Raw genomic sequence first — 25,902 nt, 5'->3', positions numbered from 1 at the left:
TTGAAAATCCTCGTCATCGGCTCCGGCGGCCGTGAACATGCCCTAGCCTGGAAGATCGCGCAGTCCGCGCACGTGAGCGAAGTGCTGGTGGCGCCGGGCAATGCCGGTACCGCCACCGAAGCCAAATGCCGCAATGTCGTGATCAAGGTCGATGACCTGGACGGCTTGCTCGCGCTGGCGCAGCGCGAAGCGGTCGCGCTTACCGTGGTCGGCCCGGAAGTGCCGTTGGTGCTGGGCGTGGTCGACCGCTTCCACGCGGCCGGCCTGCGCATCTTCGGCCCCACCGCCAAGGCCGCGCAGTTGGAAGGCAGCAAAGCCTTCGCCAAGGATTTCCTCGCCCGCCACGGCATTCCCACGGCGTATTACGCGGTGCATACGGACGTGGATGCGGCGCTTGCGTACGTGCGCGAAAAAGGCGCACCGATCGTAGTCAAGGCCGATGGTCTGGCCGCCGGCAAGGGCGTGATCGTGGCGATGACCTTGGCCGAGGCCGAAGATGCAGTGCGCGACATGCTTTCGGGCAATGCGTTCGGTGACGCCGGCGCACGCGTGGTCATCGAAGAATTTCTCGATGGCGAAGAAGCCAGCTTCATCTCGATGGTCGATGGCAAGCACGCCCTGCCGATGGCGACCAGCCAGGATCACAAGCGTGTCGGCGATGGCGACACCGGTCCCAATACCGGCGGCATGGGCGCGTATTCGCCAGCCCCCGTCGTCACACCCGAAGTGCATGCGCGGGTGATGCGCGAGGTGGTCGAGCCGACCGTGCAGGGCATGATTGCCGACGGCGTGCCGTTCACCGGCTTTCTCTACGCTGGACTGATGATCGACGCGCACGGCGCGCCCAAGGTGATCGAATTCAACGTGCGCTTCGGCGACCCTGAAACCCAGCCGGTGATGCTGCGCCTGCAGTCGGATCTGGTCGAGCTGCTCAACGCGGCCATCGACGGCAGGCTCGACCGCGCGCAAGCACAGTGGGACCCGCGCCCGTCACTGGGCGTGGTCATCGCCGCCAGGCCTTACCCGGAAACCCCGGTCACCGGTGAAGTCATCACCGGCCTGGACGCGGTGCCGGCCAACGCCAAGGTCTTCCATGCCGGCACTGCGTTGAATGCCGCCGGTGAGGTGGTCAGCGCCGGTGGCCGCGTGCTGTGCGTTGCGGCCCTGGGCGACAGCGTGCATGACGCGCAGCGCACCGCCTACGCCGGCCTGCAGCCGATCCACTGGGCCAGCGCTTTCCAGCGCAGCGACATCGGCTGGCGGGCAATCGCGCGCGAGCAAAACGCGCAGGGCTAAGCGCTTCACGCCTGCGACAGCAGCGCCCAGTGCGCGCTGTCGCAGGGCATCGGTCGCAGCGCCTCCGCGAACCGCCACAGCACGCGCCTACGCCAGCGCGTGCCGCCTGCACCAACCCACGCCACGCAGCTACTGACAAAGAACTAGCCGCCATCTACCCCGGTGGCACGTGGCTGCGGCAATAATGCCCGGGCACCCTCCCCTGTAGAGACTGTGGCCACTCCCTCCTTCGAAACCCGCTTAAGCCGTTTGTGGGCCCATGAAAAGGCCAGCTATGGCCTGCGCGTGTTCATCGCGTTGGCGGTGGCGATGGGCGTGTGCTGGCACTGGCAGCAACTCACCGCGGTACCGGCGCTGTTCCTCGGCGCGATTGCCAGCGCCATTGCCGAAACCGACGACAACTGGCTGGGCCGCATCAAATCGGTGCTGCTGTCGCTGTTGTGTTTTGCTGCCGCGGCAGCTGCGGTGGTGCTGCTGTTTCCATACCCGCTGCCGTTCGTGACCGGCATGGCGTTGGCGACGTTCTCGTTGACCCTGCTCGGTGCGCTGGGCGAGCGCTATGCCTCGATCGCGCAGGCCACGGTGGCCTTGTCGATCTACGCCATGATCGGCATGGACCAGCACGGCAACCACGATCCGTCGATCGCCTGGCATGGCGCGGTGCTGCTGTTGATCGGGGCGACCTGGTATGGCGTGCTGTCGATCCTGTGGACCATCCTGTTCGCCAATCGCCCGGTGCGCGAGCGGCTGTCGCGGCTGTTTTTCGAGCTGGGACGCTATCTCAAGCTCAAGGCCGATCTGTTCGAACCGGTACGCCAAAGCGACCTGCATGCACGCCGGCTGGCATTGGCCGAACAGAACGCCAAGGTGGTCGGCGCGCTCAATGCGGCCAAGACCGCGATCATGAGCCGCTTCGGCCGCTCGGGGCGGCCGGGCGTGCAATCTGGCCTGTATTTCAGGCTGTATTACATGGCGCAGGAATTCCATGAACGCGCCAGCTCGTCGCATTATCCGTACGAAGCGCTGACCGACGCGTTCTTCCACAGCGACGTGCTGTATCGCTGCCAGCGCCTGCTCGCATTGCAAGGCAAGGCGTGCACCGCGCTGGGCGAGGCGATCCGCCTGCGCCATCCGTTCGATTACGGCGACAACAGCCGTCTGGCCACCGAAGATCTACGCCAATCGCTGGATTATCTGCACGCGCGTGCCGACCCTGCGTTGACGCGGCTGCTGGGCGCGCTGGAACTGCTAGTGACCAACCTGCAAAGCATCGAACGCAAGTTATCGGAGGCAGCGCAATCCGATTCCACCAGCGACAACCTCGACACCCGCCTGCGCGATTCCTCGCCGCATACCTTGCGCGAAATGGGCGCACGGCTGGTGCAGCAACTCACGCCCGGCTCGGTGCTGTTCCGCCACGGCCTGCGCATGGCCATCGCGCTGCTGGTCGGCTACGCCATCATGCAATCCATCCATGCCGACAACGGCTACTGGATCCTGCTCACCACCGCGTTCGTCTGCCGGCCCAATTACGGCGCCACGCGCTTGCGGCTGGTGCAGCGCATCGCCGGCACCTTGATCGGCCTGGTCGCCACCTGGGCGTTGATGCAGCTATTTCCCGGTACCGAAGTGCAACTGCTGCTGGCGCTGGTTGCTGCGCTGGTGTTTTTCATCACCCGCACCGACCGCTACATGCTGGCCACTGCCGGCATCACGGTGATGGCGCTGTTCTGCTTCAACCTGCTCGGCGATGGCTTCGTGCTGATCTGGCCGCGCCTGATCGACACCCTGATTGGCTGCGCGATTGCCGCGGCTGCTTCGTTCCTGATCCTGCCGGACTGGCAGGGCCGCCGCCTCAACCAGGTGATGGCCACGGTACTGGCCAGCTGCGCGCGCTATCTCACCCAAGTGCTGGAGCAATACGCCAGCGGCATGCGCGACGATCTGCCCTACCGCATCGCGCGCCGCGACATGCACAACGCCGATGCCGCGTTGTCGGTGGCGCTGTCCAACATGCTGCGCGAGCCAGGTCGCTACCGGCGCAATCTGGATGCGGGGTTTCGCTTCCTGGCGCTGTCCAACACCTTGCTCGGCTATCTGTCTGCACTGGGTGCGCATCGCGCCGCGCTGGAAGGCGAACACGATGCCGCCATCGCGCAGGCCGGCGAGTACCTGCAGCGCGCGCTGAGCGAAATCGCCAGCGCGCTCGGCCAACGCCAACCGCTGCCGGTGCACGACGAAAGCGAAGAACTGGCCATCGCCGAAACGCTGGAACAACACGCCGTGCAGTTGCCACCCAAACAACGCCTGGTGCGCGACCAGTTGGCATTGACGCTGCGCCTGCTGCCCAAGCTGCGTGCTGCAGCGTTGGCGGTGACAACGGCGCCGGCAGAGAATCCGCCGCGTCTGGCAATCAACAAGGCCTAACGCATCGTCTCTGTGGGCCTGGACGCTGCGCCACCGACGCAGCATCCGTGGACAACGCGGAGCCGAGCACTGTCATGCCGAGTAACCGCCACATCGACTAAATCGCGGTGGCGTTTCCATCAGCCACGCTTACTTCCACTGCTTGCGCGCCACGCTCAGTCCCACCCAACCCAGCGCCGCTGCAGCAAGCACCGCTCCACCGATCACCACACCCATCCACCCAGCCTGCGCATACGCCGCCGTGCCCAGGGTCGAGCCCAGCGCACCGCCGATGAAGTAGCAAGTGATGTAGGCGGAGGTGATGCGATTGCGTGCAGTCGGATTGCGCTGATAGATCACGCTTTGATTGGCGATATGCACGCCCTGCACCGCGATATCCAGCAGCAGCACACCGACGATCAGCAGCACGATCGAGTGCGGCGCAAACGCCAGCAAGCCCCACGACAGCAGCAACATCACCAGCCCGCCCCAGCTCACGCGGTCGCCATGGCCGTGATCGGACCAATGCCCGGAGCGATTGGCAGCCAGCGCACCGGCCGCACCGATCAGCCCGAATAACCCGATCACCGCCGTGCCATAGCAATAGTTCGGCCCGGACAACAAAAACGCCAGGGTGGTCCAGAACATGCTGAAACCGGCAAAGATCAGCCCGCCCAGCACCGCGCGCGAACGCAGCACCGCATCGTCGCGCAGCAACATCAGCACCGAGCCCACCAGCTGTGGATACGCCAGTTGCGCATTGCCCGGATGGCGCGGCAGCCCACGCCACAACAACCCGGCAGTAAGCAATAACGCGACCGATGCGATCCAGTACACCGTCTGCCAGCCACCTACGCCGGCCAGCACGCCGGCCGCGATGCGCGCCAGCAAGATCCCCAGCAACAACCCGCTCATCACCGTGCCGATCACCCGGCCACGCTCGTGGGGCGCGGCCAGCGTGGCGGCAAATGGCACCAGGATCTGCGCCGCCACCGAGCTGGCGCCGGTCACGATCGTGCCGACCAGCAACATCGTAAAACTGTGCGAACTGGCGCTCACCAGCAGGCCGAGCGCGCTCAGCGCGAACAAGCCCACGATCAGGCCGCGCCGCTCCAGCCGGTCGCCCAGTGGTACCAGTAACAGCAACCCCCCCGCGTACGCCAACTGCGCAGCCGTAACCACTGCACCGGCGCTGCGCACCTGGATGCCGAATGCCTGCGCCAGCGTTTCCAGCAGGGGCTGGGCGTAATAGTTGCTCGCCACCGCCAGCCCGGTGGCAGCGGCCATCAGCAGCACCAAGCGACGTGGCAAGGGCGGGTGGGAGGTGGGCTCGGTCTGCATGGCTGCTGCTTGGTCAAGGAATGTGCGCAGTGTGGACAGCCGGCTGGCATCTTTCCAATGTATTGTTTTCACCAGAGCCATCGTATTGCGAGATTGCATGCTGACCCTGCGCCAACTGGAATTCGCCGTGGCCGTGGCCGAAGAAGGCGGCTTCACTGCTGCCGCACGCCGCTGCAACACCGTGCAATCGGCACTCAGCCATCAAGTTGCCAAGATCGAAGAGACCTTCGGCGCGCGCCTGTTCGAACGCGGCACCCGCCAGGTGCGGCCCACCGCCGCCGGCGAGGTGTTCCTGCATAACGCCCGCCAGACCCTGCACGCGGCCGAGCGCCTGCACGAGGAAATGGCGCAGGCCCTGGGCACCGTGCGCGGGCGGCTCGCGTTGGGGCAGATCTCCTCGCTCACCACCGTGCAGCTGCCGGGCTTACTGCATCAGTTCCGCAGCGCGCATGCGCGGGTGGATGTGCATCTGCGCACCGCCATGAGCGAAGCGCTGCTGCACGATCTGGGCGAAGGCCGGCTGGATGTCGTCCTGGTCGGCGTCGGCCCGCAGATCGCGGTGCCGGCGCAGCGCCTGCTGCTGCATGAAGAGGCGCTGGCCTTGATCGTGGCCCCCGGCCATCGCTTCGCCGCGCGCAAGCGGGTGGCACTGGCCGAGCTGGACGACGAACCGATGGCCGGGCTGATTCCCGGTGCTGGCGTGCGCGGCATCATCGATGCCGCCTTTGCGCAGGCCGGCCTGCGGCAGCGCCAGCAGTACGAAGTGACCCATGCCGATCTGGTGCGCGAACTGGTCGCCGCCGACCTGGGCGTGGGCATCATCCCGCAGACCATGGCCGGCGCCATGCGCGGCGTGGTCACGGTCGCGCTGAAGGAGCGCTACCGCTTTCTGACGTATGCAGTGTGGCGGCCCGACCCCAGCCCGGCCGCGCGCGCCTTCGTCGCCTTGCTGCGTGCCCAGCTTGCACGCCCCAAGCCGCCGGCATGTATCGCCCGCTGAGCGCAGCCGCCATCCACCAGCACGCCGTGGAAGACTGCTAGGCTGCGCGCGTTCGCAAAGGAAACTGCATGTCCGGTCACAGCCAGTTCGCCCTGCTCAGGCAGCGCCGCTTCTTGCCGTTCTTCGCTGTCCAGGCGCTGGGCGCGTTCAACGACAACGTCTATCGGCAGGCCATCATCGGCCTGTTGTTCTATCTCGGCATCGATGCCGCGCAGCGCACGCTGTATACGAACCTGGCGCCGGCATTGTTCATCCTGCCGTACTTCCTGTTCTCCGCGCTGGCCGGGCAGATCGCCGAGAAACTGGAAAAACAGAAGCTCATCGTGATCACCACCACGATGGAGATTGCGATCATGTCACTGGCCGCCGTCGGCTTCATTACCGAAAACATGGTGATCCTGCTGATTGCGCTGTTCTGCACCGGCCTGCAGTCCACGCTATTTGGGCCGGTGAAATATTCGATCCTGCCATCGGTACTCAAGCCGGAAGAACTCACCGGCGGTAACGGATTGGTCGAAATGGGCACCTCCATCTCGATCCTGTGCGGGATGATCTTCGGCGGGCTGATCTTCCAGATCGCCGGCAGCCATGGTCCGGAAGCTGCGGCGACGGCGGTGATCGCAATTGCGGTCACCGGCAACCTGGTGGCGCGGCTGGTACCGCGCGTGGACGCCGGCGCGCCCGAGCTGAAGATCAACTGGAACCCCATCCCCGAATCGCGCGCCATCATGCGCCTGACCCGGCGCACGCTGGCGGTGCGCAATTCGGTGTTGGGTGTGTCGTGGTTCTGGTTCATCGGCACCGTGTTGACCGCGCAGCTGCCCACCTATGCGCAGCTCAACCTCGGCGGCCAGCAGGACCTGTACGTGTTTGCGCTGGCACTGTTTTCGATCGGCACCGGCGTGGGCTCGCTGCTATGCGAACGCCTGTCCGGGCGCACCGTGGAAATCGGCTTGGTGCCGCTGGGCGCGTTCGGCATCAGCGCATTCCTGCTGGATCTGTACTTCGCCCGCCCTGGCGCGGCGCCCGTCACAGGCCTTTCGATCGGCCAGTTCGTGCAGCAGCCCGGCAGCGTGCGGCTGATCATCGATCTGATCGGCATCGGCCTGTTTACCGGCCTGTTCGTGGTGCCGTTGTTTGCGCTGATCCAGAGCCGCACGCCCAAGGCAGAGCTGTCGCGCGTGATTGCCGGGCTCAACATCCAGAACTCGTTGTTCATCGTGGCTGCGGCCGTCGTTGGCATTGCGCTGCAGTTGCCGCATGTGGTGCTGTTTGGGGTGCGCATCCCGCTGCCGGGCCTGAGCATTCCACAGGTGTTCCTGGCACTGGCAATCGCCAACACGCTGGCGGCGCTGTGGATCTTCACCCTGGTGCCCGAGTTCCTGATGCGCTTCCTCAGCTGGGTGCTGGTGAGCGTGTTGTATCGCCTGCGCGCGCGCGACATCGACGCACACGTGCCCGACGAGGGCGCAGCGCTGCTGGTGTGCAACCACGTCAGCTACATGGACGCGCTGATTCTGTCGGCAGTGATTCCGCGCCCGGTGCGCTTTGTCATGTACTACAAGATCTTCCGCATCCCGGTGATGCGCTGGATCTTCCGCACCGCCAAGGCCATCCCGATCGCCGGCGCGCGCGAAGACCCCGCATTGATGCAACAAGCCTTCGACCGCATCGATGCCGCATTGGCCGATGGCGAGCTGGTGTGCATCTTCCCCGAGGGCGCGTTGACCAAGGATGGCGAGATCGCGCCATTCAAATCGGGTGTGGAAAAGATTCTGCAACGCCGCAGCGTGCCGGTCATTCCGATGGCGCTGCGCGGCATGTGGTCGAGCATGTGGAGCCGGCGTGACACGCGCCTGGGCCGCATGCGGGTGCCGCGGCGGATGCGCGCGCAGATCGAAGTGGTGGCAGGTGCGGCGGTTGCCGGCGATCACGCCAGCGCCGCGCTGTTGGAACAACAGGTGCGCGCACTGCGTCAGGACCAGTCCTGAGCTTGGCAGCTGTAGACTTTGCGTCGATGACGCGCCGCGAGTAGCCTGTGCGCCATTGCACGCTTTGCCGCCGCATCCACCAAGCGGACGCGGCTGGTCGTACCGGGGGACGTCGTTGTGCTCAACATCATCGCGCCTGAGGCGTCTGCCGTGATCGGCGGGCGGCGCTCAGTCCAGCGGCTGGCCGTCATGCAGGCAGCGATGCGCATGGCAATGCGCGCGATTACTGCGTGGGCGCAGTGTGCATGTCGCTTGCGCGAGCAAACATCCAGCATTGGCCCACGTCCACAGATGCCGACACCTGGCTTGCCGCTCACGCGCATGCCGACGTTTGCTTGAGGACCATCCGGCCAGCGCCGGCGCGCCCATCGCGCATTGCCGCTGCGCAAGGCTACCGATAACGCACCCCACTCACCCATCAGTTCGCTGTTGCTTACCACCCAAGGAGCTTCACCATGAGTGCCATGCCACCGCCGATCCATCCCTCGTCCAGCGCCGCGCCCGGCCCGGTGCCGAATCACCTGATCTGGGCGATCGTCTCCACCGTGCTCGGCTTCTGCCTGTGCTGCCCGGCCCTGATCTCCGGCATCGTGGCGATCGTGTTTTCCAGCAAGGTCAACGGCCTGCTCAACCAGGGCGACATCGACGGCGCACGTCGTGCCTCCAACACCGCCAAGACCTGGTGCATCGTGACCAGCGTGCTGGCTGCGATCGGCTTGCTGATCAGCATCGGCATGGTGGCCACCGGCGGCATGCAGGGCTACATGGACTACATGCAGCAGTTGCAGCACATGAAGTAATGGAACTGCGTCCACGCCACTGGCTTGGACTGGGGGCGGCCACCAGCGTGGCCGCCTTTGGCGTGTCGTTGCTGTATCGCTTCGACCCGAATGCGAGCAACAGCCCGTTCCCGCCCTGCGTTTTTCGTGCCGTCACCGGCTGCTACTGCCCCGGCTGCGGCATGACCCGCGCACTGTATGCGCTGGTCCACTTCGATCTACCCGGCGCCTTCGCAATGAATCCGGCCGCGGTGCTCGGCCTGTTCACCCTGCCCGGCCTGATAGCCTGGAAAGCCGGCTGGCGCGCACGCTGGTTTGCACCCGTCGTGGCGGTGATGTCCGAACCGAAGTTCTGGTTGTTGGCGCTGCCCACCTATTGGGTTGCAAGAAATTTGCCGTGGTACCCGTTTACGCTGCTGGCGCCGGGTTAGACCGCAAGGATCAACGCTGTGAACTTGGAACTAGCATCCGAGCGCGCGACTGAACTCTTGGCCGGGAAGGCAGTTAAGACTGTTCTCCATCACCGACCAGGCGCAATCGTCATTCAGTTCGAAGATGGCAGCCGGCTCTTGTGGACGCCAATGGCGATGCGCTTGAGCTTTCCATCACCGGTTGCACAGGCGATTAACTGTTTCTAAGCAGGCGCGGAGCTATCGCACCCACCCAGCAATCACCAGCAACGCCAGCACCACCAACCACAGCAGCAGCACGCGCCAGACCAGGCTCATCGCATCGCGCACTTCCGGCAGTCGACGCCAGACGGGCACCAAGCCCGAATCGGTGTAATCGTGCGCTTCTTCGCGCAGCTCTGCGCTGACGCTGGCACGCGCGACGGCACCGAGAAAATGCGGTTCCAGCGACCAGCGGTTGCCATGCGCTTCACGCCAGGCGCGGAACACCGTCTCGAAGTTACCCACCAGCGCCATCGACATCGTCATCAGCTGCGCCACCGGCCATTCCAACACCGCCAGCAGCCAACGTGCGCCGCCCAGATTGCGTGGCGGAAGCAAAACCGCCAGCGGGCTTTCCACCGCTGATGCAGTCAGCCGGTAGAGCACCGCGCCGAACGGGCCCAGCAGCAAAAACCACCACAGCACCGCAAACCAGCGCCGCAGGCCATTGACCACCACCGCTTCCACCAGCGACGGCGTGTCTTCATGCACGCTGCCGCCCGCGGCCTGCAGGTGCGAAATCGCCTCGCGCCGCGTGTGCGGCTCGTCGGCATCGATCACCGCTTCTACATCGCGATCCAGATCGCGCGGGCCCCAGGTCCAGGCCAGCACCGCCACGCCGAACAGCAAGTCCAGAAAGCCGTGCCAGACATCGTCCAGCAGCCACTGCACCAGCAACACCAGCAGCGCCGGCAGCAGCGCTAGCAGCACGCCATAGCGGCCTTGCCACGCACCGCGCCCGGCCGCGTAACTGTCCAACCGACGCAGCCATTGGCCGAACCAGGCGAAATTGCGCAGTCTGGCCACCTGCGCCGGCACCAGATGGCCCAGCGTGAGTGCGACGACGACGGCTACCAGGGTGGTGAACATGGGTGGGCCTCCTCAGCCGAGTCTAGCCGAGCGGACGCAAGCGCCGCTGCAAGGTCGCGACCGCCAGCCAGACTCAGCCATGCGTGCGATGCCAGTGCTCGATCAATGCACGCGCAATAGAGATACGCGGCGGCAACCCGATGTCGCCCTCGCCGGCCAGCGCGGCGGTGACCTGCGCATGGCTGACCCAGCGCGCGTCTTCCAGTTCTCCGGTGACCTGCGGCACCTCGGTCGCTGCGGCACGCGCCGTAAAGCCCAGCATCAGCGCGCCTGGGAACGGCCACGGCTGCGCGCCCAGATAGCGGCAATCCTGCACATGCACGCGGGTTTCTTCGAACACCTCGCGCACCACGGTCTGCTCCAGCGACTCACCCGGCTCGACGAACCCGGCAATCACCGAATAACGGCCCGGCGTCCAACTGGCCTGGCGGCCGAGCAGCAAGCGCGCGCCATCGCTCACCGCCACGATAATGGCCGGATCCACGCGTGGGTAATGCTCGGTCTGGCATTGCGTGCAGTGCGCGATGAAGCCGGCGCGCCGGAACGCGATCGCACCGCCGCAGACGCCGCAAAAGCGCGTGCGCGATTGCCAGTGCAGCATCGCCCGTGCATAAGCGAAGGCGGTCGCGATCTCGGCAGGCCAGTCGGCCGCCTCCTGGCGTAGATCGATCCGCTGGGGCGCCTGCACCGCGGCAATGTCGGCCGGCAGACAAAACCAGCCCACCGCGTCGCGCAGGCCCAGGAAGATCGCCGCCTCTGGACCATCGGCCAGTGCCGCGCCCCCCATCAACAGCGGCTGGCCATCGGCATCGGCCAGCGCCGCGCCTTTGGCATCGAGCAACAGCACACGGCCCTGCGGCCAGAGACGCGCCAGGGCGTCGGGATCGTCACGCAGCACATCACCGCGATCGAGCGGCGCGTGGGTGAAGGCAAAACCGGAAGATGAAAAAAGAGGCTCTGACATCGGCGCAAGCCTGCCGATAATCGGCAGCGCCTGCAACCATCATAAGCACTCTGCCTAAGGCAGCTGCGGTGCGTGTTCAGACGTGGGCGCCACCCGCGCTGGTGATTGGCTCGGCCTGTGGTTCACGGCAGGCCGCATGTGGCCCAATCCCCGGCAGGGCGTGCGGATATCACAACGTCAAGGCATCCACGCTAGCCGGTGGTCATCGGGAATGCATTGACGCAAGAGCAGCGACGAACCATGCAGGTGCGGGCGTTCGATACGCCCGCACCTGCAAAACCTAAGGCAGCGTCAACAATAACCGTGGCGTCAGCGCTGCTTGTCCAGCAACTGATGCCGCACCGCCACGATGCACGGTTCGTTCGTCAACAGATGGGCGAAGGCCGAGTTGTCGCTGGAGTTGCCTGTGCCGATATCCACCAACGCCACCTGGCTGCTACCACGCCGCTTGAAACTGGCGATGGCGGTCTGCGCATTCTTGAGCGGAATGGTGGCATCGTTGGACGAACCGCACAGCAATGTCGGGGTGTGCGGCGTCCACGCCAGCAGATCGTTGCGCGCCAGATCCTGACGGAACGGGTTGGCGGGATTGCTGGCAAAGTCGCGGTAGAAGCCAGGCTGGAAATACGCCTTAATTTGATCGATGCCGGGCAAGGTGTCGCCGAGGAACAGATCTGTCAGGCTTTGCTTGCCCGGGAACAAGGGCTCCACTTTGGCAGCCCACGGGTCTTGAAACACCTGTCCGGGCGCCAGATAGATGTTCTTGTACGTGTGCTGCATCGCGACGATGGCATAGCTGCCCAGAATGATGCCGAAGCTGCTTTGGCCCACCGCGTTGCTGCCGCTCCAGCTGTCCAGAAAGGTCTGCTGCAGCGCGTAAGGCCCGGAGATCGGCGCGCTGGCCACCAGCTGGAATTCCTTGGACAGATGCGCTTCTATCTCACGCTGGGTAGCCATCGCCGTGTGGCCGCCCTGCGAATAACCCGACAGCATCACCTTGCCGGACAGCGGCGTGTTCAAGCGCTGCAACACACTGCGCGCAGCGCGCATCGCATCGATGGTCGCACTCGCCTCGGTCGCGCTGTGCAAATACGGGTGATAACCGTAGTTGGACTTACCAAGCCCCAGATAATCGCTGCTGACCACGACATACCCCTGGCTGGCCAGGCGCGTGACCAGTGGGTCGTTGCCCTTGGCATCGCGGATGTCCTTGGCCTGCTCCTCAGCGCGAACCGTTCCGGTCGGGCGTCCCCAGCCGAGCAACGGATACGGCCCGGCACACCGCTCGCCATCGGGAATCAGCAGCACGCCAGATGCGGTTGCAGGTTCGCCTTCGACACCGACGGTTGAATAGGTGAATTCGGCAACGCGGACGTTGCATTTGGGCTGCTCGGCCTGCGGCTCGGAGGACAGCATCGCGCCGATCGCATCACGGGTGTAGCTGGTCAGGAAATTGCTGGTAAGCAAGGTGCCGCGCGCAGGCGCAGCCAGTGCGCTCGGCGCAAGTACTGCACTGGCGATACCTAGAATGGCCACCAGGCCAAGCGACGATCGGGAGTTGATCTGCAACATGAGGTGATGCTCTCTTGGGAGGGACGGAACGAGCAGGCAAGAATCACGCAACGCGTGATCGGCATCGGCTGCCTGATCAAGGTGGGGGAGGAGTTGGAGCGTTCACTGCGCTACCGCATGCAATCGACGCAGGGTGTGTCATGCGCTGTCGGCACGGTGCAACGGGTGGCCGACCATGCATTAGCATGGACAAGTGATAGTGCCTGGAGGAAACGCGCATATCGTGGCGCCAGCGCTGAACACTGCACGCAGTGTAGTCATCTCGATCCATGCACCATCGCGCACGCACGAAGCTGGCGCGCGCGCAGCGAAAGCTGCAACGCGCAGATATTAGTGCGCGTTAAACGCACGCAGCGGTGACGTGGCGTTGCGTGCGAATTCAAGTAATCAGCTGCGTATCAGGCACTCGATAGGCAGCGACCCGCTGCATTCCTACCATCATGTAGAACATGGCTACGGCGCTGCGCGTGGCACAAGCCATCTTCCTCTACTGCGTGCATGGATCGCTGCTTGCGTGCTTTATATGGCGCACGCGCTGTCATCGCATTGAAGGATTACCGCAATAATTATCGGCAGTTGAAACACTCAACCGAATCTCTGAGCAGTGGTGGCCATTCGTGCAATGCGCGGCCGCGTCCGTAGCCTTGTCGTGAGCTAGTCCGCAGTCGTCCGCCGAGCTGCAGCGACCCAAAGCCATACATCACCATCAGCAAGCGCAGCGCGGCGAGTGACATCACGCAAACACGTCACACCACGGCGGGCCGACCAGCCTCATTGGCTCGCGTTCAATACTTACCGGAGCGCAGCGCGCGCGCGTCTACCGCGCTCGATCTCACGCGCAAGAACCCAGCTCTCATCGCGACAGGCGCCATACCGCAGCACGCCTACACGCCGGCAATCAGCACGCATCAACATGCACTCAAACGCTGAAGCTGCTCCCGCACCCGCACGTGGTCTTCGCATTGGGATTGCGAATCACAAACTGCGCGCCGGTCAGGCTTTCGGTGTAATCCACCTCGGCGCCCATCAGGTATTGCAGGCTCAGCGGATCCACCAGCAACGTCACGCCATCGGTGGCCACGGCAAGGTCATCCTCGGCACGGTTCTCGTCGAACTCGAAGCCATACTGGAAGCCGGAACACCCGCCGCCCTGGATATACACGCGCAATGCCAGATCGGCATTGCCTTCTTCCTGGATCAGCTCGCGCACCTTGGCGGCGGCGGCCACGGAAAAGTTCAGTGGCCGGTCGATGGATTGGTAGTCCGGTACCGGGGCGGCGGTGGGAAGCGAAACGAGCGTACTCATGGCGCCAGCATGGGGGCCAGACGGCCCCACTTCAAGTCGCGGCTGCGCTGGCGTTCACCGCGCACGCCGCACTCAGACGTCGGCGGTTTCGGCCTGCAGTGCCTTGACCGGCTCGGCACGGCTGGCTTCCGGCGCCGGCAGCGCCGCGGTTGCGCCTGCGCTGGCGGCGTGGATCAGCCGCCCGGTGAGCTGCGCACCGGCGCTCATTTCCACCACTTGGTAATGCACATTGCCCTGCACGCGCGCATTGGCGGCCAGTTCGACCCGCTCAGCGGCATGCACATCACCGATCAGCTGGCCGTTGATGATGACCACCGGCGCGCGCACTTCGCCCTCGATGCTGCCCTGCTCGGCCACCGTCAAGGTGGCGCTGGCACCTTCTTCGGCAATCACCTTGCCCAGGACGCGGCCTTCCACATACAGGCCGCCGCTGAACATCAGGTCGCCGCGGATGACGACCTGCGGTCCGATCAAGGTATCGACCACGGTCTGTGCACCACGGTTGGACTTGTTTCCGAACATGAGCTACTCCCCCGCGCCATTGCCGGCGACTTTCCAATCGAATGTCTGATTGACCGGCGCCCCATCACCGCTCAGGGAGATTTTGACACGTTGCGGGGTGAAATCCTTCGGCAGGATCACGCTACCGTCCAGTTGCTGGAAATAGCGAAAGGAATACGGCTGCCCGGCGGCATCGGGCTTCTGGTGCAGCTCGTTCCAGCTCACGGTCACCAGCTTGCCGGCGCGCACGCCTTCTACCGCAAAGCGCAGCTGGCCCTGGCTGATCGCGCCACGGTTGAGGTTCTGGGTGAGCACCACGCTGTAATTCCAGGTGCCGCCGGCTTCGGCAGTGAACTGCACCGAGTGCGCGTTGAGCCCCTTACGCTGCGCTGTAGAACCCACCAAGCGCTCGTAGAAGGCCACGTCGGCACGCAATGCGGCGATCTGCTCGTCGCGCTCGGCCAGCGAGGCCTGCACTTCGGTATTGGCCGCGCGGCTGATCTTGTCCGACATCGCCAGATTGACCTGACGCTGCTGCAACTGCTCGATCTGCCGACGCTGCTGAGCCTGACTGCGTTGCGCCTGCCGCAGCGCAGCCTCGGCCTCCACCAAGCGCGGGGCGGCGGTGCGCGTGGCTATCCACCACACCCCGCCCAGCGAGGCCAGCCAGACGACGGCGACCACCAGCCACAGCCAGCGGCCACCGGGACGGCCACCGCCGGAGTCACGTTGGACGATCTGCACGCGTGCGGCTGGTCTCATGGGCATCGGGTCCGGACGGGCCGGCGCAATCATCGGCGGCGTAGTGTGCCAGAGCCCCGACAATCGTCGCGCTGGCGCTGGCCCGGCGGTTATCCCAAAGTTCTGCGATAGTTCTGCAATTGTTTGCAGGGAACCACGCCATGAGCGAAGCGCATCTGTTCGTGATCGGCATTCTGCTGGCCTGGCTGGCCGGCATCCGGGTCTATCTCACCGTGTTCGGCGTCGGCCTGGCCGGCCTGCTGGGCTGGATCGACTTGCCGCCGGCGCTGCATCCGGCGCAGTCGTGGTGGGTGCTGGGCACCTCCGGCGCGCTGGCAGTGGCCGAATTCTTCGCCGACAAGATCCCGGGCGTGGATTCGGGCTGGGACCTGCTGCAGACGCTGGCGCGCGTGCCGGCCGGCGCCTTCCTGGCCGCGGCCACCCTCTCGCCCGACGGCGATCTGGGTGCCGGCGCCCTGGCGGCCGGCGCCGGCGTGGCGCTCACCAGCCACACGCTCAAGGCCGGAACCCGCGTATTGCTCAACACCTCACCCGAGCCGGCCAGCAACTGGGTCGCCTCGCTGGCCGAAGACACCGTCGCTACCACGGCATTGGCACTGGCGTTGGCGCACCCGTGGCTGGCACTGAGTGTTGCGGTGGGTGCCAGCCTGCTGGCGGCGCTGGTGGTGTGGTGGGTCTGGCGCTTGCTATGGCGGGGCATGCGCCGGCTGGTCGCGCCGATGCGCTCTACCGCCACGCCGGCTGCACGCAGCTCCCCGCTACGGTGAAGTTCATCGCATAATCACAGTTACTGTAGGGAATATCGATGGCCGCCCGAGATCCGGTTGTTTCCACCACACGTGACGATACCGCCACGCGTAATCGTGCACTGCGCGCCGAGACCCCGCCGGCCGACCACTGGCGTCGCTGGGCCGATGAGGCTGCCGCGACGTCTGACGACGCCGCGCCGGTGAGCGCAGCGATCATTCCTGCGCCAGCCGCTGCAGCTGCGCCAAGTTCGGCTGCCCCCGTGGCCGCGCTGCGCCCGGCAGCCGCCGTTGGCAGCGCGCGTGCCGCATCGGCATCGGCGTTCGCTGCACCGCCGACCTCCGCAGCCGCGGCGCGCGAAGGCGACGACAACATTGCGGCCGATGCGCCATATCGTGTGCTCATCGTCGAAGACGATCGCTCCCAGGCCTTGTTCGCGCAGAGCGTGCTGCACGGTGCCGGCATGCACGCGCAGGTCGAAATGACCGCCGCCAGCGTGCCGCAGGCGATCCAGGACTATCACCCGGATCTGATCCTGATGGACCTGCACATGCCCGAACTGGACGGCATCCGCCTGACCACGCTGATCCGCCAGCAGCCCGGTCAGCAGTTGCTGCCAATCGTGTTCCTCACCGGCGACCCGGACCCGGAGCGCCAGTTCGAAGTGCTCGACAGCGGCGCCGACGACTTCCTCACCAAACCAATTCGCCCGCGCCATCTGATCGCTGCGGTGTCCAATCGCATCCGCCGCGCACGCCAACAGGCGCTGCAGCTAGCCGGCGAACAGGTCAGTGTGCGCAGCAATCCGGAAACCGGTCTGCCCACGCGCGGCCACGTGATGGACCTGCTCGCCGATGCGCTGGAGCGCAAGCAGTCCGGCGGCCTGTTCTTCATCGAGATCGCCAGTGCGCTCGGCCTGCGCGAACGCTATGGCTACGCCGCCTACGAGCGCCTGATGACCCAGGCCGGGCACCGCCTGGCTAGCGCCGCTCAGCCCTACCCGCTGGCGCGCTTGAACGACAACAGCTTCCTGCTGCTGACCGTGGACATGCCCGAAGCCAGCCTGGAACAGCAGGCGCTGGAGATCCGCCAGCGGCTGTCCGCCAACGCTTTCCCGGTACGCGAAGAAGAATCCGTGCACGTGCGCTGCGCCATCGGCGTGGCAGCGCTGGGCTTGGGTTTCGACGACACCGGCAGCGCGCTGGAAGCGGTCGAACGCACCGCGCTGCAGGCACGCCTGCGCAGCGAGGGCGTGCAGACCTATCTGGCACCCAGCCAGGCCGAACAGCAGGAGCAACTGCGGCTGGTCGAAGGCCAACTAGAACTGGCCTATCAACCGATCGTGGCCGTGGCCGGCGGCGACACCGCGCAATACCAGGTGCTGCTGCGTCTGCGCCAGGCCGACGGCACCCTGCTGTCGGCGGGCCAGGTCATTCCTGCCGCCGAAGCGGCCGGGCGCATCGCCGATCTGGACCAGCAGGTCATGGACCACGCGCTGGGGTTGCTGCATCTGTACCAGCACGCCAGCCCGCCGCTGCGCCTGTTCGTATCGCAGTCACCGCGCACGCTGGCCCGTGACGCCTTCGCCGATTGGCTGCTCAAGGCGCTGGTGGAACGCGGCGTGGCCGGGCAGTCCCTGATCGTGGATCTGCGCCTGGACGATGCGCTGATCCATGCCGTCACCGTGCAGCAGTTCTGCGCCAAGTTGATGCCGGCCGGCGTTCAGTTCTGCCTGAGCCAGTTCGAACCCGGCGACGAAGCCAACGCGCTGCTGGCCCAGTTGCCACTGAGCTTCGTGCGCATGGCCCACCGCTTCGCCGATGCCCATGGCAACGCGGCGGTGCGCGACGAATTGCGCGGCGTGATCGACATCGCCCACCAGCGCGGCCTGCTCATCATCGGCCAACGCATCGAAGACCCGCAGGCAGCGGCTGCGATGTGGATGAGCGGTGTGGATTTCATCCAGGGCAACCTGGTGCAGACGGTCGGCAAGGAACTGGACTTCGATTTCACGAGCGCGGTGCTCTGAGTGACAGTGCAGGCAGGGGGCCTCCGCGCCTGGAGCATCGCGGCAACACTGGCGGCGCTCGCTGCAGCGCTAAGTGCAGCCCTGCAGCGGTCTTCGCTGCAAGGCCCCTGGCGCGCGGCCACCGCGGTGTCGGCAGTACTGGCAGTGGTGTGCGGCATTTGCGCTGCAGCCGGCGCCTACCGGGCCGCACGTGCGCAGCACGCCTTGGCGCAGCGCCTGGAAGAGTCTGAGCTGGCCCGCGAACGCTTGCAGCAGGAGCTGCAGCGCCACGGCGAACTCGAACAGGAACTGTTGCGTGCCAAACAGGCTGCGGAGGCCGCCACGCTGGCCAAGGGCGAATTCCTGGCGACCATGAGCCACGAAATCCGCACCCCACTCAACGGCATCATTCCGATGCTGGAGCTGATCTCCAGCGGCCAGCTCAGCCTGGATCAGCGCGACATGCTGCAGACCGCCACCGGCAGCTCGCTGCAGCTGCTGCGCATCGTCGACGACATCCTCGATTACTCCAAGCTCGAGGCCAACAAGCTCGAACTGGAAATCACCACCTTCAACCTGCGCGAATTGCTCGACGGCGTCGTGCAGCTGCTCCAGCGCACTGCCGAAGGCCGCCAGCTGCGGCTAAGCCTGGATATCGAACCGTCGGTGCGCCTGCTGGTGCGCGGCGACCCGATCCGCCTGCGCCAGGTGCTGGGTAACCTGATCGGCAACGCCATCAAGTTCACCGAACGCGGCAGCGTCGACATCCAGCTGCGTCGCCTGGGCGAAACCCACGCCCAACATCTGCTGCGCTTCCAGGTGCGCGACACCGGGATCGGCATCGCCCCGGACCAGCAGGCGCGCCTGTTTCGCTCCTTCGCACAGGCCGATGCTTCCACCACGCGGCTGTACGGCGGCACCGGGTTGGGCCTGGCGATCTGCAAACGCATCATTGATCTGATGGGCGGCCGCATCGGGGTGGAATCTGAACCCGGGCGCGGCTCCACCTTCTGGTTTGAAATTCCGCTACTCAAGGTTATCGGCGACCTGCAGCAGGCCACCGGCGCCGACGCCGCGCGGGTGATGGTGATCAGCTCCGATGCACGCCTGTCGCAACGTCTCAAGCGCCTGCTCGATAGTTGGGGCGTATCGCATGTGCTGATGGAAACCACCCAGGAAGCGCTCGAACGCGTGCGCCGCCACAGTGACACTGAGGGCTTCCGCTGCGTCATCGCCGACCATGACACGCTGCGCTACAGCGCACGTGCCGTGCACCGCGCACTCGCCCGCCCGGGAGACGCCAACAGCGCGCGGCTGATCTGGCTGTACGGCGAAGAGCCGGTGCCGGCCGAATTGCAGGATCACGCCACCCTTGTGCCGCGTCAGAGCCCGGACGAAACCCTGCGCGCTCTGGTGTGGCCGGCCGATCCCAAGCCCGGCCACACCGCCACGCTGGCCACGGCGATGATTCCCGAGCCGTTGCCGCCGCCAGTGGCCAACGCGCGCGAAATGCGCATCCTGCTGGTCGAAGACAACCCGGTGAACCTGCTGGTCGCGCAGAAGCTGCTGGCCGTGCTTGGCTTCGAGGCCGACACCGCCACCGACGGCGAAGCCGCGCTGAGCCGCATGGAATCCACCCGCTACGACATGGTCTTCATGGATTGCCAGATGCCGGTGCTGGACGGCTACGCCGCCACCCGCCACTGGCGCGCCTTGGAAACCGAAAGCGGCGGGCGCCCGGTTCCGATCGTGGCGATGACCGCCAACGCCATGGCCGGCGACCGCGAACGCTGCCTGGCCGCCGGCATGGACGACTATCTGTCCAAGCCGGTCGCACGCGAACAGCTCGACGCCTGCCTGCAACGCTGGCTGCCGCGTCAGGCGCTGCTGCCCGGCCCAAGCACCACCGGCCAGGCCACACATGCCCACGAAAGCGCCAGCGCCGCTGCGCAGGCGCGCGCATTGCCGATCCTGGACAACAGCGTCATCGACGAGCTGTACGAAGTGGCCGGCGCTGACACCATCACCATCCTGCAGCTGTTCCTGGAAGACGCCCCGCTCATCATCGAACAACTGGAAGCGGCCGCAGCCAATCGCGATAGTACGCAGCTGCGCGACCTCGCCCATACCCTCAAGTCCTCCAGCGCCAACGTCGGCGCCCAGGCCGTGTCCAACGCGGCACGGCGTATCGAACTGGCCGCCCGCACTGGCACCATCGAACGCCCCTCGGCCATGGTCGCCCTGGTCATCGCCGAATACGCGCGCGCGCGCCTGGCGCTGCTAGGCCAAGTCGCCCACCTGCAAGCCGCCGCCAACACGACAAATCCGTAATCGAAGAAGCGCTATCGAAGCGGCGACAACGGCGCGGCGCCACCATCCGCATCGAACGTGCCTTGGCAATAGCCACTCCGACCCCGCTCCGACCGCGAACGCACTCGGGCAGAGCCGTCCTGACCACGAACGCTACTCGGTCATGGCTGCCTTGATCGCTCGGTGAGCGCGCCCAGGATCATCGCCGCATCTTTACGGCGCGTGGTCGCACGGGGAGGCCGTAGCGCGCTTGCAGGCCGTCACCAACATGATTGATGAGCATCGAGCACGGATCATCAGGCAGGCGCCGACAGCTATGTGCAGACCGCCTGAAAGCTATGTACCGAGCATCTGCAAGTCGTCAACGCGATGCTTAATCGCTCTGACGCTCAATGCCCGCTCATGCAGGAGGACGCTTAAGCCTCTTGAGCCTCGGGAACGAGGCTAGAGCCCCTCTCCTGCGGGAGAGGGCTTGGGGTGAGGTACGGGCGAAGCCACGCACTCTCACCAGGCAGCCAAAGCTGCAAGACACATCATCAGCAAACAATCGCTGAAAACACCAACCAGTAGACAACCCGCGCCAGCAGGTCAGGGCCAAACAATCACCCGGCCAGACGCGCGTTTAGTCGTCCAGCTTGGTCAGCAGATAATTCGGCTCGCCGATGCGCGCCACCAGATCCAGCTGGGTTTCCAGCCAGTCGATGTGCTCTTCTTCCGACTCCAGGATGTCCACCAACAACTGGCGGCTCACGTAGTCCTTGACGGTCTCCGCATAAGCCACTGCCTCGCGCAGCACGACAACGGCCTCGCGCTCCAGGGTCAGATCGCAGCGGAACATCTCGGTCGGGTTCTCGCCGATGCGCAGCTTGCCCAGCGCCTGAAAATTGGGCAGCCCCTCGAGAAACAGGATGCGGTCGGACAGCTTGTCCGCATGCTTCATTTCGTCGATGGATTCTTTGTACTCATGCTCGGCCAGTTCTTTCAGGCCCCAGTTCTTCAGCATCTTGGCGTGCAAGAAGTACTGGTTGATCGCAGTGAGTTCGTTGTAGAGCACCTTGTTGAGGTACTCGATGACTTTGGTATCGCCCTTCATGCGATGTCTCCGAGACAGTGAGCCGGCCGCACTCTAACGCGTTGGCGCAAGGCATGAAGGAACGCGAATCGTGATCAGTTGCGGGACGCTTCGCGAGACGGAGACGGAGACGGAGACGGAGACGCCAGATTATTCAAAGCTGCCAGATATCCGCCGACAAATCAGCCGACGAACCGGCTGTAATCTTGCCGGCTAACGCCAGCTGCGGCGCCAGCCCGCGCGGTGTTGCAGTCCGTCCGCGAAAAGCCTCGCAGCTGCATGGCTGCTCCAATGGCGGAGGGACACCACTTGCACTCGGGGCAACGCAGCTGCGCACCGCGTTAGGTATCGCTGAGGAAACACATGAAAGCCATGTTCGGGCCCTGCAGACCCGGACGGCTTACATCATGCAGCGCTGGCCAGTCCCAACAGGGGCAACGGCAACGCGCGGGTGGCGTGTACCTGATTCAACAAATCGCCCGCCATCTCGAGACACGAGCCGCAATTGGACCCGCAGCCGGTGCGCATGGTCAGTTCGGCAAGGCTGGCGCAGCCATTCTCGGCCGCTTCGCGGATCTGGTGGTCGGTGACCCCATTACAGATGCAGACGTACACGGTATCGGTTAGGTGTTGGCGATCCGGAAAGGACCGGCACTGATTGCACCGCAAACGAGAATAGGTGTCAATTCCATACGTTAATCATTATTAATTCATATCGGCCGAGCCCCGCTACGCTTGCGTGGGCGTTTGCGTGGGCTGTCGTGCCCGGCCGCGCTGCTGCCCGGCAACCACGCCTCCAGCGCACGTTCGGGCATCGCGCCGACTGCCGCCGGGCCCGCCAGATTCTGCGCCAGCGGCGCCAGATGACGTAACGCGCGGGCATACACGCCGCGCTTGAACATCACCACGTGCTCGACCGGATACCAAAAATCCACCCAGCGCCAATGATCGAACTCCGGGGTATCGGTATGGTCGAGTTTGAGATGGGATTCGTTGCCGGTGAAACGCAGCAAGAACCAGACCTGCTTTTGCCCGATACACACCTGCCGCTCACCGCGGCGCACCGCGCGGCTTGGCAGGCGATAGCGTAGCCACCCCGGCGTGGCACCGAGCAATTCCACATGCTCGGGCAACAACCCGGTTTCTTCGCGCAACTCGCGGTACATGGCTTCAACGGGGGTCTCGTCGGTGTTCATGCCACCTTGCGGGAACTGCCAGCCGTCCCTGCGCACACGTCGTGCCCAGAACACCTGACCGTCCTGCCGCATCAGCACGATTCCAACGTTTGGCCGGAAACCGTCCGGATCGATCACGATGCGGACTCCTGAAAATCTACTGTCACCGACTCTGCCACGGCGACGCCCGGCTCACAAGCTGAAAACGAAATACTTGACAACACTGAAGCGCATCGTGAGAATTGCCGGCTCCCTAGGCTATGTAGCTCAGCCGGTTAGAGCACAGCACTCATAATGCTGGGGTCGGTGGTTCGAGTCCACCCATAGCCACCAAGGTATTCACGCCCTCACCGGCATGCGATAATCTTGAATCAACACGTTTTTATTGCCCCGTCGCCAAGCGGTAAGGCACCTGACTCTGACTCAGGCATCGGTGGTTCGAATCCATCCGGGGCAGCCAAACACAAGAGGTCCGATCGAAGATCGGGCCTTTTTTGTTGCCCAAGTTTCGCAGCGACGCATTGCGTACATGCAGCCAGGCGCATCTCGCCTTTCTCCTCCAGGGCAACCTTTGCCGCGCGCGCAAACCACAGACGTCAAACCCCAAAACGACAAAAGCCCGGCATGGCCGGGCTTTTGAAGCAAGCGCCCCGGCGAACCGGGACGCACCAAACGCGATGGATCAGCGCTTGGAGAACTGGGTAGCGCGACGGGCCTTGTGCAGACCGACCTTCTTACGCTCGACTTCACGGGCGTCGCGGGTCATGAAGCCAGCCTTACGCAACTCGGACTTCAGGGTTTCGTCGTATTCGACCAGCGCACGGGCGATGCCCAGACGGATCGCACCGGCCTGACCGGTGGTGCCGCCGCCGGAGGCGGTGACCAGGATGTCGAAGCTTTCGGTGTTCTTGGTCAGTTCCAGCGGCTGGCGCACGATCATGCGCGCAGTCTCACGACCAAAGAACTCGTCCAGCGGACGGTCGTTAACGGTGATTTTGCCGGTACCCTTGCGCAGGAACACGCGAGCGGTGGAGGACTTGCGGCGGCCAGTGCCGTAGTTTTGCGTGATAGCCATGATTTAGATATCCAGAACTTGCGGCTGCTGGGCGGCATGCGGATGCTCGGCACCCGAATAGACCTTGAGCTTGCGGTACATGGTGCGGCCCAGGGGGCCCTTCGGCAGCATGCCCTTGACGGCGATTTCGATCACGCGCTCCGGGTGGCGCTGCAGCGCCTGCTCCAGGCTCTCGGTTTTCAAATTACCGATGTAGCCGGTGAAGCGGTGATACTTCTTGTCTTTCAGCTTATTGCCCGTAACCACGATCTTCTCGGCGTTGATCACCACAAGGTAATCGCCAGTATCGACGTGAGGGGTATAAACCGGCTTGTGCTTGCCGCGCAGGCGGCGGGCCAGTTCGGTGGACAGACGGCCGAGCGTCTTGCCGGCGGCGTCAACGAGATACCAGTCGCGCTGGACGGTCTCGGACTTGGCTGTGAACGTAGTCATGAGAAAACTCTTGAGTGGTCGGGCGGATTGCAGCGGCCGATGACCACTGGAACTTTGCCACGCGTTGTGAAGGCGAAACAGAAGACGCCGGATTGTACGGGACGCCCGGCGGAGACGCAAGTTGCAGCGACGGCCGGGCTATGGCGGTTGGCAGCGCGGCGGAGCGGGGCCAGAATCGACGCATGACCCAGACCTCCCCTTCCCGACTGCATAGCCCGCTCGACCGGCTGCTGGTCGAAGCCCAGCGCGCGCTGGACACAGTCTTCGGCAATCCGCCGGCCGAACGCCCCAACCCCGCTGCGGACACACCCGACGTCGCGCTGGACCCGGAGCAGCGTGGCCACGCCGCCGGCCTGATGCGCATCAACCATGTCGGCGAAGTCTGCGCGCAGGGCCTGTATTTCGGCCAGGCCGCGGTGGCCCGCGACGCGCACACCCAGCGCCACCTGTTGGAAGCCGCGCAGGAAGAGACTGACCACCTCGCCTGGTGTGCCGACCGCCTGCACGAACTGGACAGCCGCCCCAGCTTGTTCAATCCACTCTGGTACGCCGGCAGCTACGCGCTCGGCGCGCTCGCCGGGCTGCGTGGCGACGACTGGAGCCTGGGGTTCGTGGTCGAAACCGAGCGACAGGTTGAAGCCCACCTGGATGAGCACCTGGAAACCCTGCCCGACATCGACCAACGCAGCCGCGCCATCCTGCGCGTGATGAAGATCGACGAGGCCCGCCACGCAGACCAAGCCGAACAAGCCGGCGCCCGCCAGCTGCCCGCCCCGATCCCCAGCGCGATGGCTTTGGCCTCCAAGCTGATGAAGACCGTCGCGTACCGGCTCTAGTCGGGATCGGGAATCGGGAATTGGCGGCTAGCCCCTAGCGGCCAAAATCCAGCCTACGGTCGTGTGCAACATGCACAGCCACCCGCCCGCTGTGACGGCCACTCCGTCAACAGCGCCACCAACGTCACACCTAGCGACGCACCACCGGAGTAGAGCCCCCTTTTGTTAAGGGGGCACGCCGAAGGCGTGGGGATAGGGAGCTAACAAGTTGGGCCCAAGGTTTGCACAGCAGACTTTGGGGGCTGCGCCCACGTGCGGGTGCGGCCACGGCCGAAGCGTGGGTTAGTAAGCCACTGTGTCGGTAGTCAGGTTTGCGCAGCAACCTTTGGGGGGAAAGCCCTTGCAGCGATGCCGACTATGACACGAGCTTCAACCCGATCACGCCAGCCACGATCAAACCGATGCACGCCAGCCGCGACCACGACGCGCTGTCGCCGAACAACGCGATGCCGGCGATGGTCACGCCCAGCGCGCCAATGCCGGTCCAGATCGCGTAGCCGGTGCCGACCGGAATGGTTTTCAGCGCCTGGGTCATAAACCACAGACTGATGCCGGCCAGGCCGATCGTCAGCACGGTCGGCCACAGGCGGGTGAAGCCGTCGCTGTATTTCAGTCCCATGGCAAAGCCGATCTCGAACAGGCCGGCCAGCAACAGATAGATCCAGGGCATCGCAGTACTCCTCACAAAAAATCGCACAAAAAAAAAAGCGACCCAGTGTTTGCACACTGGGCCGCCGTCGGCTGTGGAACGCGAGGTGATCGCGTGGCGGGCCGTCCCGCCTTGTGGC

General features: G+C 64.9%; 23 protein-coding genes and 2 tRNA genes. 12 read left to right on the top strand and 13 right to left on the bottom strand.

Annotation, left to right across the window (positions count from 1 at the left end):
* Both purD and yccS read left to right on the top strand, forming a co-directional pair.
* Positions 1-1,296, top strand: a complete 1,296-nt coding sequence (gene purD, locus NX05_RS14455; protein ID WP_039434100.1) for a phosphoribosylamine--glycine ligase — start codon at positions 1-3, stop codon at positions 1,294-1,296.
* 213 nt (positions 1,297-1,509) lie between these two features.
* Positions 1,510-3,723: a YccS family putative transporter gene (gene yccS, locus NX05_RS14450; RefSeq protein WP_039434097.1), complete on the top strand. Its 2,214-nt coding sequence runs from the start codon at positions 1,510-1,512 to the stop codon at positions 3,721-3,723.
* 129 nt (positions 3,724-3,852) lie between these two features.
* Here the strand turns inward: yccS and NX05_RS14445 are convergent, their stop codons facing one another.
* Positions 3,853-5,043, bottom strand: a complete 1,191-nt coding sequence (locus NX05_RS14445; protein WP_039434094.1) for an MFS transporter — start codon at positions 5,041-5,043, stop codon at positions 3,853-3,855.
* A 97-nt stretch (positions 5,044-5,140) separates the two neighbouring features.
* Between NX05_RS14445 and NX05_RS14440 the strand changes: the two genes are divergently transcribed.
* The 4 genes from NX05_RS14440 (at position 5,141) to NX05_RS14425 (ending at position 9,244) form a co-directional block, all read left to right on the top strand.
* Positions 5,141-6,043, top strand: a complete 903-nt coding sequence (locus NX05_RS14440) for a LysR family transcriptional regulator (protein WP_039434091.1) — start codon at positions 5,141-5,143, stop codon at positions 6,041-6,043.
* A 68-nt stretch (positions 6,044-6,111) separates the two neighbouring features.
* Positions 6,112-8,034 (top strand): MFS transporter, encoded by a 1,923-nt coding sequence (locus NX05_RS14435; protein ID WP_039434089.1) that lies wholly within the window; start codon positions 6,112-6,114, stop codon positions 8,032-8,034.
* Between the two features lie 455 nt (positions 8,035-8,489).
* Complete coding sequence (locus NX05_RS14430) at positions 8,490-8,834, top strand: CD225/dispanin family protein (protein WP_010368109.1); 345 nt, start codon at positions 8,490-8,492, stop codon at positions 8,832-8,834.
* Complete coding sequence (locus tag NX05_RS14425; RefSeq protein WP_010368108.1) at positions 8,834-9,244, top strand: DUF2752 domain-containing protein; 411 nt, start codon at positions 8,834-8,836, stop codon at positions 9,242-9,244. Before NX05_RS14430 ends, NX05_RS14425 begins: the two co-directional genes overlap by 1 nt.
* A gap of 219 nt (positions 9,245-9,463) precedes the next feature.
* Here NX05_RS14425 and ampE read toward each other — a convergent pair whose 3' ends face one another.
* The 6 genes from ampE to NX05_RS14395 all read right to left on the bottom strand — a co-directional run bounded on the left by ampE (position 9,464) and on the right by NX05_RS14395 (position 15,459).
* A complete protein-coding gene (gene ampE / locus NX05_RS14420; RefSeq protein WP_010368105.1) occupies positions 9,464-10,354 on the bottom strand; it encodes a regulatory signaling modulator protein AmpE in 891 nt (296 codons plus the stop codon).
* Positions 10,355-10,427: 73 nt separating this feature from the next.
* A complete protein-coding gene (gene nudC / locus NX05_RS14415) occupies positions 10,428-11,318 on the bottom strand; it encodes an NAD(+) diphosphatase (protein WP_039434224.1) in 891 nt (296 codons plus the stop codon).
* Between the two features lie 309 nt (positions 11,319-11,627).
* On the bottom strand, positions 11,628-12,890 hold the full coding sequence (locus NX05_RS14410) for a lipase family protein (RefSeq protein ID WP_017117213.1): 1,263 nt from the start codon (positions 12,888-12,890) through the stop codon (positions 11,628-11,630).
* Between the two features lie 919 nt (positions 12,891-13,809).
* Positions 13,810-14,196, bottom strand: a complete 387-nt coding sequence (gene erpA, locus NX05_RS14405; protein ID WP_010368095.1) for an iron-sulfur cluster insertion protein ErpA — start codon at positions 14,194-14,196, stop codon at positions 13,810-13,812.
* A 72-nt stretch (positions 14,197-14,268) separates the two neighbouring features.
* On the bottom strand, positions 14,269-14,718 hold the full coding sequence (locus tag NX05_RS14400) for a bactofilin family protein (RefSeq protein WP_010379445.1): 450 nt from the start codon (positions 14,716-14,718) through the stop codon (positions 14,269-14,271).
* A 3-nt stretch (positions 14,719-14,721) separates the two neighbouring features.
* Entirely contained in the window at positions 14,722-15,459 is a 738-nt protein-coding gene (locus NX05_RS14395; protein WP_039434085.1) for a DUF6776 family protein, read from the bottom strand.
* A gap of 140 nt (positions 15,460-15,599) precedes the next feature.
* On the opposite strand from NX05_RS14395, the gene NX05_RS14390 reads away from it, so the two are divergent.
* Genes NX05_RS14390 through NX05_RS14380 form a run of 3 tightly spaced genes read left to right on the top strand, consistent with a single transcriptional unit; the run spans position 15,600 to position 20,545 of the window.
* Complete coding sequence (locus NX05_RS14390; RefSeq protein WP_039434084.1) at positions 15,600-16,226, top strand: DUF4126 domain-containing protein; 627 nt, start codon at positions 15,600-15,602, stop codon at positions 16,224-16,226.
* 38 nt (positions 16,227-16,264) lie between these two features.
* Positions 16,265-18,235: an EAL domain-containing protein gene (locus NX05_RS14385; RefSeq protein ID WP_010368088.1), complete on the top strand. Its 1,971-nt coding sequence runs from the start codon at positions 16,265-16,267 to the stop codon at positions 18,233-18,235.
* Positions 18,236-20,545 carry an ATP-binding protein gene (locus tag NX05_RS14380; RefSeq protein WP_039434082.1) on the top strand — a complete coding sequence of 770 codons (2,310 nt, stop codon included), beginning with the start codon at positions 18,236-18,238 and terminating at the stop codon, positions 20,543-20,545.
* A 601-nt stretch (positions 20,546-21,146) separates the two neighbouring features.
* Here the strand turns inward: NX05_RS14380 and bfr are convergent.
* The 3 genes from bfr to NX05_RS14365 form a co-directional block, all read right to left on the bottom strand.
* Complete coding sequence (bfr, locus tag NX05_RS14375) at positions 21,147-21,617, bottom strand: bacterioferritin (RefSeq protein ID WP_003483093.1); 471 nt, start codon at positions 21,615-21,617, stop codon at positions 21,147-21,149.
* A gap of 384 nt (positions 21,618-22,001) precedes the next feature.
* Positions 22,002-22,211, bottom strand: coding sequence for a (2Fe-2S)-binding protein (locus NX05_RS14370; protein WP_010368085.1), 210 nt, complete (start codon positions 22,209-22,211; stop codon positions 22,002-22,004).
* Between the two features lie 95 nt (positions 22,212-22,306).
* The gene (locus NX05_RS14365) at positions 22,307-22,909 is read right to left on the bottom strand and encodes an RNA pyrophosphohydrolase (protein WP_039434080.1); all 603 of its coding nucleotides are present in this window, start codon (positions 22,907-22,909) and stop codon (positions 22,307-22,309) included.
* Positions 22,910-23,027: 118 nt separating this feature from the next.
* Between NX05_RS14365 and NX05_RS14360 the strand changes: the two genes are divergently transcribed.
* Both NX05_RS14360 and NX05_RS14355 read left to right on the top strand, forming a co-directional pair.
* Positions 23,028-23,104: transfer RNA gene (locus tag NX05_RS14360), tRNA-Met, on the top strand.
* A 53-nt stretch (positions 23,105-23,157) separates the two neighbouring features.
* Positions 23,158-23,231 (top strand) — tRNA-Gln (locus NX05_RS14355).
* 222 nt (positions 23,232-23,453) lie between these two features.
* On the opposite strand, the gene rpsI is transcribed toward NX05_RS14355, so the two are convergent.
* Positions 23,454-23,846 carry a 30S ribosomal protein S9 gene (gene rpsI, locus NX05_RS14350; RefSeq protein ID WP_005990700.1) on the bottom strand — a complete coding sequence of 131 codons (393 nt, stop codon included), beginning with the start codon at positions 23,844-23,846 and terminating at the stop codon, positions 23,454-23,456.
* A 3-nt stretch (positions 23,847-23,849) separates the two neighbouring features.
* Positions 23,850-24,278 (bottom strand): 50S ribosomal protein L13, encoded by a 429-nt coding sequence (gene rplM, locus NX05_RS14345; RefSeq protein ID WP_003483082.1) that lies wholly within the window; start codon positions 24,276-24,278, stop codon positions 23,850-23,852.
* Between the two features lie 182 nt (positions 24,279-24,460).
* Between rplM and coq7 the strand changes: the two genes are divergently transcribed.
* Positions 24,461-25,114 carry a 2-polyprenyl-3-methyl-6-methoxy-1,4-benzoquinone monooxygenase gene (coq7, locus tag NX05_RS14340; RefSeq protein ID WP_039434077.1) on the top strand — a complete coding sequence of 218 codons (654 nt, stop codon included), beginning with the start codon at positions 24,461-24,463 and terminating at the stop codon, positions 25,112-25,114.
* 355 nt (positions 25,115-25,469) lie between these two features.
* On the opposite strand, the gene NX05_RS14335 is transcribed toward coq7, so the two are convergent.
* The gene (locus NX05_RS14335; RefSeq protein ID WP_010379439.1) at positions 25,470-25,784 is read right to left on the bottom strand and encodes a DMT family transporter; all 315 of its coding nucleotides are present in this window, start codon (positions 25,782-25,784) and stop codon (positions 25,470-25,472) included.
* Positions 25,785-25,902 lie beyond the last annotated feature (118 nt).

It is taken from the genome of Xanthomonas vasicola (genome assembly GCF_000772705.2).
Lineage (GTDB): Bacteria > Pseudomonadota > Gammaproteobacteria > Xanthomonadales > Xanthomonadaceae > Xanthomonas > Xanthomonas vasicola.
This window is presented reverse-complemented; position numbering and strand designations above follow the sequence as displayed.

Bases quoted from the DNA above. Each gene is read 5' to 3' on its own strand.
- NX05_RS14445 (WP_039434094.1), bottom strand. From the start codon at position 5,043: ATGCAGACCGAGCCCACCTCCCACCCGCCCTTGCCACGTCGCTTGGTG.
- NX05_RS14440 (WP_039434091.1), top strand. From the start codon at position 5,141: ATGCTGACCCTGCGCCAACTGGAATTCGCCGTGGCCGTGGCCGAAGAA.
- NX05_RS14435 (WP_039434089.1), top strand. From the start codon at position 6,112: ATGTCCGGTCACAGCCAGTTCGCCCTGCTCAGGCAGCGCCGCTTCTTG.
- NX05_RS14430 (WP_010368109.1), top strand. From the start codon at position 8,490: ATGAGTGCCATGCCACCGCCGATCCATCCCTCGTCCAGCGCCGCGCCC.
- NX05_RS14425 (WP_010368108.1), top strand. From the start codon at position 8,834: ATGGAACTGCGTCCACGCCACTGGCTTGGACTGGGGGCGGCCACCAGC.
- ampE (WP_010368105.1), bottom strand. From the start codon at position 10,354: ATGTTCACCACCCTGGTAGCCGTCGTCGTCGCACTCACGCTGGGCCAT.
- nudC (WP_039434224.1), bottom strand. From the start codon at position 11,318: ATGTCAGAGCCTCTTTTTTCATCTTCCGGTTTTGCCTTCACCCACGCG.
- NX05_RS14410 (WP_017117213.1), bottom strand. From the start codon at position 12,890: ATGTTGCAGATCAACTCCCGATCGTCGCTTGGCCTGGTGGCCATTCTA.
- erpA (WP_010368095.1), bottom strand. From the start codon at position 14,196: ATGAGTACGCTCGTTTCGCTTCCCACCGCCGCCCCGGTACCGGACTAC.
- NX05_RS14400 (WP_010379445.1), bottom strand. From the start codon at position 14,718: ATGTTCGGAAACAAGTCCAACCGTGGTGCACAGACCGTGGTCGATACC.
- NX05_RS14395 (WP_039434085.1), bottom strand. From the start codon at position 15,459: ATGAGACCAGCCGCACGCGTGCAGATCGTCCAACGTGACTCCGGCGGT.
- NX05_RS14390 (WP_039434084.1), top strand. From the start codon at position 15,600: ATGAGCGAAGCGCATCTGTTCGTGATCGGCATTCTGCTGGCCTGGCTG.
- NX05_RS14385 (WP_010368088.1), top strand. From the start codon at position 16,265: ATGGCCGCCCGAGATCCGGTTGTTTCCACCACACGTGACGATACCGCC.
- bfr (WP_003483093.1), bottom strand. From the start codon at position 21,617: ATGAAGGGCGATACCAAAGTCATCGAGTACCTCAACAAGGTGCTCTAC.
- rpsI (WP_005990700.1), bottom strand. From the start codon at position 23,846: ATGGCTATCACGCAAAACTACGGCACTGGCCGCCGCAAGTCCTCCACC.
- rplM (WP_003483082.1), bottom strand. From the start codon at position 24,278: ATGACTACGTTCACAGCCAAGTCCGAGACCGTCCAGCGCGACTGGTAT.
- coq7 (WP_039434077.1), top strand. From the start codon at position 24,461: ATGACCCAGACCTCCCCTTCCCGACTGCATAGCCCGCTCGACCGGCTG.
- NX05_RS14335 (WP_010379439.1), bottom strand. From the start codon at position 25,784: ATGCCCTGGATCTATCTGTTGCTGGCCGGCCTGTTCGAGATCGGCTTT.